Genomic DNA, 8,719 nt, shown 5'->3' on the forward strand with positions numbered 1-8,719 from the left:
GAGTTGCACTCCTCCGCCTGCCGGGGCGGCGGACTGCGCGACCCTGCGGGTCGCACAAGCATAGCCCAAACCACAACCAATAGCTCCGTCTCAATTTTCGCCCAATTCTCCGCCCTCTGCCCGGCCCAGCGCGGCGCGAAAACCGTAACCGGTTTTCGCGCCCGAAGAACAGTCGCAGCCCAAAGCTCGCCCCAATTCTCCGCCTCGTGTCCGCCTCACTGCGGCTCCGTGTCGCTCCGCCGCGTCCGCGCGCTGACGGAAATTCTATCCAAACGCGTGGATGCGCGTTTGGATGATTTCCTACTCCAGCAGTCACGCGCGGTTTCCGTCGCCCGCTGGGATTTCATCTCGATTTTGCTCACCGCAAAACGAGTGAAATCCCTCTCTACGCGGGCGGGCGACGGTATCAAGTTCTGTCCGCGCGCCCGGGGGAAATCTTGTCAAAACGTACCGGCACATTTTGACGATTTCCCATCTTAGGCGTGGCGCGCGTTTGCTTTGAAGTAATAAAAGCCGCCCGCCGTGGCGCGAACGCGTCCGCTGGGCGGGCGGTGCGTGCCGCACTCCCAATGGACTGTGTCGGCCCAGATCTTTACCTCATTCTCTATCGCGCGCCTTCTAAGGTATGGCGCGCGTCGAGCTTCGACTGCGCTCAGGCCGCGCGGGCCCCACTTAGTAAGGCAAAAAGAGCCCTAACAAAACACCCAACGGGTGCGGGGACGGGAAATGCTTCGCATTTCCGCGGCAGCCTCGGCCCAACGCTTTGTGTCGTTCTTCGTTCGTGTACATAAACCGCATAAAGCATCATCGGCGGGCGCTGAATGGCACCCGCCGATGATTCCTCGTACAAAATTCCGATTCAATCCGTCCAATCACTCTCCCAACTTCAACTCCACTTCGCGCTTGAAATCGCTGAAGACGTTCATATAGTTCATAAACGCATCGTACGGCGAGTCGTACGGGTTGAAATAGTTGTGCACGTCCCCGTCCGAGAACCACTTCGTACACATATAGTAGAAGTGATCCGACGACTGCAAGGCGTACCACACCCGCATCATGTCCGGATCGTTCAGCCGGCGTACCTTCTCCTGCAGGGAGTAGAGTTTGCCGAATGCTTCGTCCTGCAACTCGTTCCCGAGCCACGCCGTCACATCGCGCTCCTCGTCCGCCCACGAAATCGGATGGGGTACGTGCAATACCGCCACCGCTTCCGCCCCGGCCGAGATCTGAGCAGGCGTCCTGAACTGCAACTCTCCGTGGTGCACCACCTGCGTGATGAAACGATCCATGAAGTCGAAAATTCCGGTATCCCGTTTCTGGTGTTCGCCGAAAGTTTCGTAGTCCATGAAGAGATTGATCACCTCACCCTCCTGATCGACGATCCAGTCGATGTATTTGTCCGCCGTCAGCGGCCAGCCGTCCCAGCCCTGATCGCTGAACCGGAACGCGATGTCGTCGCTCAGGCGGAAGTTCCGCAGCAATACTTTGAGCTCCTGACGCAACGGATTGGCATAGACAAAATTCGGGCTCTTCCACCCCAATATATGCTTCGCTCCCTCGGTCAGCAGCGTCCGATACCCCATGTCGTAAACCATCTCACCGATCCCGTCGCTGTAAATCAGCTCGGTATTCCGGAAGGTTACGGGCCGCTGTCCGAAAAGCTGCTCGATGGTATCCGCCTGGAGCCGCACCTGCTGTTCGAACTCTTCGCGGCTGGTCAGCGAGGCGAGCGAGTGGGCATAGGTCTCGGCCAAAAATTCCACGGCCCCCGTCTCCGCCAACGCCTTAAAGCTGTCGATCACTTCCGGCGCGTACATCCGGAACTGTTCGAGGGCAATCCCCGAAATGGAGAACGATACCCGTACGTTATCTGCCCCGAGCTCCTGTATCTTCCGCAGCAACAAGGCGTTCATCGGCAGGTAGCACTCCGCCGCCACCTTCTGCAGGATGCTTTTGTTCAGAAAATCGTCGAAGTAGAAGTGGTCCTTGCCCATGTTGAAGAACCGGTACTTCTTGAGCCGAAAGGGTTGGTGGACTTGAAAGTATAAATTGAGGTTTTTCATATGCTGTTTAGGTTGAAATTCGGTAGGTGTTTTCAGGAAAAAACGGCAGAGGTTATTCGGTCACGGATTTGTAGACGTCCAGCACCCGCTGTGCAGCGCCGTCCCATTTCAACGTAGTGACCTCTTCCTGTCCTTTGGTGATGAACATGTTATGCAATGCCGGATAGGTAACCAAGCTGTAAATGGCGTCTGCCATGGCGTCGACATCCCAGTAGTCCACCTTCACCGCATGCGTCAGCACTTCGGCCACCCCCGACTGTTTGGAGATAATGACCGGCACGTTGGACTTCATCGCCTCCAGCGGCGAGATCCCGAACGGTTCGGAGACCGACGGCATGATATATACATCGCTGAGTTCGAACATCCGCCTCACCTCGTCCCCCCGCAAGAAGCCGGTGAAGTGGAACCGGTCGGAAATCCCGAGTTTGGCCACCCGCCGCACCACGTGGTTGAGCATATCTCCCGAGCCTGCCATCACGAACCGCACGTTCGGAATCCGTTTCAACACCTTGGCCGCCGCTTCGACGAAGTAGTCGGGCCCTTTCTGATAGGTGATCCGCCCGAGGAAAGTGACGATCTTGTCCTCCACCCCTCTGACCTCTTCCGGCCCCTCATGGGCCTTGAACCGCACCCCGTTGTGCACGGTCACCACCTTCTCCGGAGAAATCCCGTATTTCTCGATCACGATATTCCGCGTCAAATTACTCACCGCCATCACCCGGTCGGCCGCCGCCATACCCGTCCGCTCGATATTGTAGACCACCGTGTTGATGTTTTCGCCGCTCCGGTCGAACTCCGTGGCGTGCATATGCACCACCAGCGGCTTCCCCGAGACCCGTTTGGCGGCAATCCCGGCATAGTAGGTGAGCCAGTCGTGTGCGTGAATCACGTCGAACTGGCCGGCCAAATCCCTGGCCACCTGTGCTGCGACCATGGCATACCGGGCCACCTCTTCCATCAGGTTGGCACCGTACTTCCCGCTGAAGTTATAGCGCTGCTTCCAGATGTCCTGCGGCACCCCCGGCCGCGTTCCGTGCCGGAATTCGCTCCACTCGTTCTCGTACTCTTCCGGGCTGAGGTACGGCACCATATTGGAGTTGATCTGGATGAAGGTAAGCTGTTTCCAGAAATCGTCCTCGGTGTCGAGCGTGCCGTACGGTGCCTCGACGTCCGAAGCGTTTTTGATCTTCAGGTAGCGCTGGTCTTCATCGCCGTATGCTTTCGGCACGACAAAGATCACCTCCACCCCCAGCTTCGACAGCGAGCGGGTCAATCCGTAGCAGGCAGTTCCCAGGCCGCCGGCGATGTGCGGAGGGAATTCCCAGCCGAACATTAATACTCTCATTTGAAATGTCCTTTCTTGTTTTCATGGCGAACCGAGTGTCTCGATAGGCCGACACATTATATAATAGGTAAAAGGCGAAACGGAGAATTATTTTTCCCGTTCGCCGATCATTCGGTTCACCATGAGCAATGCCGCCACGCTCGGTGCATACGAGATCGCCCCGCAAGCCTCGTGCGGCGCATCCCCGTCGTATGCCTCCGGCACGGAGCCGATCCCGTAGTTGAGTACGTCTTCTTCGAATCCTTCGAGCAGTTCCCGGGCCTGCATCAAGAAGCCGTTGCCGTAGAGCCGGAATCCCGTCCTGACGTAGTGTTCCAGCAGCCACGGGAAGACCGTCCCCTCGTGTCTGGCCACATTCCGACAGGCTTCATTCCCCCTGCAAATCCCCTGATAGCGCACGTTGTTCGGGCTCAAAGTCCGCAACCCGCGCGGCGTGAGCAGATAAGCCTCGACCACGGTAAAGACCTTCTGCTGTTCGTATTCGTTGAGCGGCGAGTAAGGCAGCGAGCAGGCCAGGAGCATATTAGGCCGTATATCGAGGTTCTTCACCCCGTCGTGATAAACGTAATCCGCCAAGTACGGCTGCTGGGGCATCTGTTCGAGCCAGAAAGTCGCCCGGAAGTTGTCTTTGATGCGTTCCGGCAGTTCGACCCAGTCGCGCACGAAGAGGTCGTCACCCGCCTCCTGCGCCAGCTCCAGCGCATAGCATACGGCATTGTACCACAGCGCATTGACCTCCACCGCAAATCCCGGCCGCTGGGTCACCGGCCGGCCGTCGTTCATGGTGTTCATCCAGGTCAGCGCCCGCCCCGGCCGATCGGCCCAAATGAGGCCGTTCTCTGCCATCCGGATAAAAGCCTCGCGCCGGTTCATATATCCCACGGCGCCATCCCCGTTCGGATCCCCTACGCCGTCGCGATAGGCGTACAGAATCTCTTTCATCGCCCGCCCGTACCGGGCCCAGATCTCGCCCCTGCCGCCTCCGATGAACGATTCGAGCTGCTGCAATGCGTAAAAGAACCACAGCTGGGTGTCCGCCGCAAAGTGCGTCCCGAATATCCCGTCGCGCAGCCGGTACAAGACGTGGTAGTCGAGAATCTCGACGCAGGCGTCGACCATCGGCCCCTGCGGCTGGGTGAGGGTAATCCCCGCCAGCGACATGAAAGTCTCCCGGCTCCTGGCATTATACCACGGATAACCCGCCGTGAGCGACGTCCGGTTCTCCTTAATAATAAGGAACTGCCGCGCCGAGTGATACAGAGCCGGCAAAAATTCGGTCTTCATCGTCCGCCGGGCGATCTCTTCGTTGAAAATCGAAGCCAAAGCCTCCGGCCGCACCTCCGAGGTCGAGCCCGAGAAGATCACACTCTCGCCCGTCGCGATATCCATCTCGAAATACCCGGTGGTCAGCAAGTCCTCCCGGAAAGGATACCCGCGCCGCTCCTCTTCGAGGTATTCGAAGTTGTGGTACCAGTCCGGCGCCGCCACGAACCGGGCCTCTTTGTCGAGCTGCATGTGCAGCCACGGGAAGCGCGGATAGAGCTGCGACTTGACCCCGCCCGGAATCGGATAGGATTTCCCGTCCGCCTCCGCATTGGCCGTGCTCAACCCATGCCGCGACCGGAATGCCAGAAACGGCCGGAGCCGGAGCTTGGTCGCCGACCTCGCCTCCAGCAGCGTGTACCGGATCAGCAGCTGTTCCGCGGTATGCACCCAGAGCATCTCCTTCTTCAAGAGCACCCCTCCGACGCGATAGATGATCGTCGGTGTCGGCGTGTACGAGAAGTCGACAATGTATTTATGTCCCCGCGGCTCGTACATCCCCGGGAAGCGGTGTATCGCGAGGTTGAACTCCTGTCCGTGCTGGATAACGGTTTCGTCCAGCGACGAGAGCAGGACATAGTCCTCTCCGCCCAGCTGTTCCACCGGACAGACCATCAGCCCGTGATACTTCCGCGTGTTGCAGCACACGATCGTGGTATTCATATACCCCCCCGCCCGATTGGTGCTGAGCATTTCGCGCTGGAGCGAGTATTCGAGGTTACCCAGCGCCTGTTTGTTGAATTGTAATATGGCCATAATAATTCTGCTGTCCTTTGTGAAATAAGGGATCGAAATATTCCGCACGATCGCCCGCCGCCGCTGTCCGGAGAAACGAGCCAGGTGATAAGTCACCGTAAATATAAGGTTTTCTTTTTGATTTCCAACCGTTTTTAGCGACAATTTCAACAAAAGAGGAGAACTTTCCGCAGAAAGTTCTCCTCTCGAAAGAGCCGGATACCGCACCCCCGTTACATCCTGCCGGGTTTGATGTCTTTGATCCGGAGCTGGGGGGTGATGCTCCCCTGATAGTGGTTTTCGACGATGTTGTAACAGATGTCGATCGATCCGCCGCGTTTGACGTGGTCGAAGTGGTCGATCTGCCCGAACGCGATGGCCGAGATCGGATTAAAGGGGTGCTGCCGCTGGACGAGCTCCATTTTGAGGTGTTCGCCGCGGGCGCCGACGAGCCGGGCAGAGCCGTTGTCGCTCACGTCGGCGGTGACGAATACGGGCGATGGATTGCCCGGCCCGAAAGGCTGAAAGGCGCTCAGCGTGCGCCGGAAAGCGGGCGTAATCTCGTCGAACCGCAGGGGTTCGTCGATGTCGATCTGCGGGACGAGCATCTCGGGATCGATATGTGCCTCAACATAGGCTTCGAACCGGCTCCGGAACTCGTCGAACCGTTCGGGTTTCATGGTGAGTCCGGCGGCGTAGGTGTGTCCGCCGAAGTTTTCGAGCAGGTCGGCGCACGATTCGACGGCCTGATACAGGTCGAAGCCCGGCACCGAGCGGGCCGAGCCGGTAATGAGTCCGTGGCTCATGGTGAGCACGACGGTCGGCCGGTAGTAGGTCTCGATCAATCTGGAGGCGACGATCCCCACGACGCCTTTCATCCAGTTGGGGTTGTAGATGACGGTGCACTTCTTCCGCAACATTTCCGGCGACTCCTCAAGATACCGATGAGCTTCGAGGGTGATGTTCCGGTCGATGCTTTTCCGGTCTTTGTTGAAGGCGTCGATCTGGGCGACGTAGTACAAGGCGCGCCGTTCGTCGACTGCGGTGAGGAGCCGCACAGCGGTGCGCCCACCAGACTGGGCCCGGGGGTCGTCGCGGTCGATTTCGATCTCCATCCGGCCGGCGGCGTTGATCCGGGGGCCGATCTTGAAGACGATGTCGTCGATGGCGATGGTGTGCCGTTCGAGTCCGCAGAGTTTGATGATGGCGGCGAGTCCTTTGTTGGGTTTCCGGTTGAGCCGGATGAGGCCGTAATGGGCCAGGATGCGGTTCTCGCCGACGATGGGTACGATGTCCGAAGCGATGCTGACGGCGACCAAGTCGAGCAGAGGCTCGATGGTCTCGAAGGGGAGCTCTTTGTACTGGCAGAATGCCTGTACGAGTTTGAAGCCAACGCCGCATCCGGAGAGGTCTTTACAGGGATAGGTACAGTCCTCGCGTTTGGGATCGAGCACGGCCACGGCCTCGGGAATGGCGTCGCCCGGGAGGTGATGGTCGCAAATGATGAAGTCGACTCCTTTGCGCTTGGCATAGGCCACCCGGGAACAAGCTTTGATTCCGCAGTCGAGGGCGATGATGAGCTTCGCTCCGTTGTCGGCGGCGTAGTCGATCCCCTTTTCCGAGATTCCGTACCCTTCGGCGTAGCGGTCGGGTATGTAGAAAAGGAGGTCGTCCATCCACCGCGAGAGGAAGTTGTAGACCAACGCCACTGCGGAGATACCGTCCACGTCGTAATCGCCGTAGACCATGACGCGTTCCCGACGGGATATGGCCTGCTCGATCCGCTGGACGGCGAGCATCATATCTTTCATCAGGTAGGGGTCGTGGAGCTCTTCGAGTTTGGGGTCGAAGAACCGTCTGGCCGATTCGGTGGTGTCTATGCCGCGCTGAACCAAGAGGTTCGCCAGCTTGGGGTCGATGCCGAGCGCGGTGGATAGGGTCTCCACTTTTGCCGCATCGCCCGCGGGCCGGACGACCCACTTTTTGTCTGCGTGCATGATGTTATATTTTTTTGTTTATTCTTTTCCATCTTTCGGTTCGACAGCCTCTTGAGCGGGTTTGTCGGAAGGTGCCCTGCGCAGGGGCAGGGCTTTTAACGGAGCGGTGCCGGCTGTGTGTCGGCCGAAAGGCCCGCCCCGGGCTACCGCTATCACAGCATCGGTACGCCCGGATATCTCGGCAACTACGGTTTCTGCTGGTCTTCCGCCACAAACAGCATCCTCGGGATGTATCTGTGTTTCAATACGGCAGACCTCTACCCTCGCTATGAACATTACCGCGGCCGCGGTCTTCAGTTGCGTTGCCTCTCGGAATAAACGGACGCGCAACGTCTTTTAATGGCAGCCTCGGCCTTTATCGGCAGCCTCTACCCCAACAGGCACCCCCACCCTATTTGCCCACCGCGGGCACGCGGGGCCCGGCCGGCCCGAGGCCAGTCGATGCTCGACCGCGCGCCACGCCTTAAAGGGGGAATCGTCAAAATGCACTCGTGCGTTTTGACAAGATTTCCCAAAGGCGCGCGAAAAAACACCCAACACCCCGCCCCGGGCTACCGCGACTTCGGGCGCTTGGGCGCGCTGGGCGGCGTCGGCAACAGCGGGTACGGCTGGGCATCCACGTCCTACGATTCGGGCGACCACTACCGTGGCATGTACTTGCACTTCGGCGCGACGGCACTCCACCCCAGCCTCACGACGTACCGGGCCTATGGTCGTCAGTTGCGTTGCCTCTCGGAATAAACGGGGCGTGTCGCACTCACAATTACCAGCCTCTACCCTAAACAACCTGCAACCTCTACCCTACTCTAATATCAGCCAGTCCCCTACGGCTCGCAGAGCCGCCCGGGCCGAAAATCCATCGCAGTTCGGCGCCAGCGGAGGGTGCAACGAGCTCCGTCGAGTTGCAGCCCGCCGCCGGGGGTGGCGACGGACTGCGCGACTCTTCGAGTCGCAAGAGCTCAGCCCAATTCACCGCCCAAAATCCGCCCCATTCGGTCTGTCGCCCAAAGTTTCCCCCACTCATTGCCAAAGTCATTCGGGTTCGTCCTCGGCGCGCCTCCCCCGCGCCGCTATTGCGTCGCTGCGCCCGAGGCCGGCGGTTCTGCGAACCGCAAGAGCTCTGCCTAATTCTCTACCGTTTCGGACTGCGCACTCCGGGGGTGGACCTTTGACCCAGCGCGCAAGCCCGGCGATTCCGCGAGGAATCGCACTATTCATTCTCAAAATACATTTCGTAACGCCCGTAGCAGTCCGGC

General features: G+C 59.1%; 6 protein-coding genes. 2 read left to right on the forward strand and 4 right to left on the reverse strand.

Going from position 1 to position 8,719, the window contains the following annotated elements:
* Window positions 1–872: 872 nt before the first annotated feature.
* From QZ292_RS08390 to recJ, 4 genes are all read right to left on the reverse strand, one after another.
* Window positions 873–2,063, reverse strand: coding sequence for a glycoside hydrolase family 57 protein (locus QZ292_RS08390; RefSeq protein ID WP_294600495.1), 1,191 nt, complete (start codon window positions 2,061–2,063; stop codon window positions 873–875).
* A gap of 52 nt (window positions 2,064–2,115) precedes the next feature.
* Complete coding sequence (locus QZ292_RS08395) at window positions 2,116–3,408, reverse strand: glycosyltransferase family 4 protein (RefSeq protein ID WP_294600498.1); 1,293 nt, start codon at window positions 3,406–3,408, stop codon at window positions 2,116–2,118.
* Between the two features lie 87 nt (window positions 3,409–3,495).
* The gene (locus tag QZ292_RS08400) at window positions 3,496–5,487 is read right to left on the reverse strand and encodes a glycogen debranching enzyme N-terminal domain-containing protein (RefSeq protein WP_294600501.1); all 1,992 of its coding nucleotides are present in this window, start codon (window positions 5,485–5,487) and stop codon (window positions 3,496–3,498) included.
* 212 nt (window positions 5,488–5,699) lie between these two features.
* Window positions 5,700–7,463 carry a single-stranded-DNA-specific exonuclease RecJ gene (gene recJ / locus QZ292_RS08405; RefSeq protein WP_294600503.1) on the reverse strand — a complete coding sequence of 588 codons (1,764 nt, stop codon included), beginning with the start codon at window positions 7,461–7,463 and terminating at the stop codon, window positions 5,700–5,702.
* 117 nt (window positions 7,464–7,580) lie between these two features.
* Here recJ and QZ292_RS08410 point away from each other — a divergent pair, with 117 nt between their 5' ends.
* On the forward strand, window positions 7,581–7,781 hold the full coding sequence (locus QZ292_RS08410; RefSeq protein WP_294600506.1) for a hypothetical protein: 201 nt from the start codon (window positions 7,581–7,583) through the stop codon (window positions 7,779–7,781).
* A gap of 180 nt (window positions 7,782–7,961) precedes the next feature.
* A complete protein-coding gene (locus QZ292_RS08415; RefSeq protein WP_294600508.1) occupies window positions 7,962–8,204 on the forward strand; it encodes a hypothetical protein in 243 nt (80 codons plus the stop codon).
* Window positions 8,205–8,719 lie beyond the last annotated feature (515 nt).

It is taken from the genome of uncultured Rikenella sp. (assembly GCF_910577125.1).
Classification (GTDB): domain Bacteria; phylum Bacteroidota; class Bacteroidia; order Bacteroidales; family Rikenellaceae; genus Rikenella.